1 protein-coding gene is annotated in these 318 nt (G+C 50.0%); it reads right to left on the bottom strand.

All coding sequences use genetic code 11. The annotated features are described in order from the left end of the window. Positions 1 to 32: 32 nt before the first annotated feature. Positions 33 to 318 (bottom strand): hypothetical protein (locus E1189_RS24725; protein WP_230459956.1); only part of this gene is annotated, 286 nt, incomplete at its 5' end.

Here is a 318-nt window from a genome sequence, read left to right on the forward strand (position 1 = left end):
GCCAGGACGGGTGCAACAAGCGTTTTTCTCAATCAGCTCATCTCACCTCCCACAAACGTACTCACACAGGGGACAAGCCCTTTGTCTGTAATCAGGACGGATGTAATAGGACTTTCGCCACATCCAGTAATCTCGCCAAGCACAAACGCATCCACACAGAAGACAGGCCCTTTACCTGTGACCAGGACGGGTGTAATAAGACTTTCGCCACATCCGGTCATCTCACCAGGCACCAGCGCACACATAACAATGTGGGAGATGAGTGAAAGGTCGCCAGCTACGTTGCTGTCTTTTTTGTTCTTTTTGTGGGAAAGAATG

Origin of the sequence: Parendozoicomonas verongulae (assembly GCF_009711465.1) — a bacterium.
Classification (GTDB): domain Bacteria; phylum Pseudomonadota; class Gammaproteobacteria; order Pseudomonadales; family Endozoicomonadaceae; genus Sansalvadorimonas; species Sansalvadorimonas verongulae.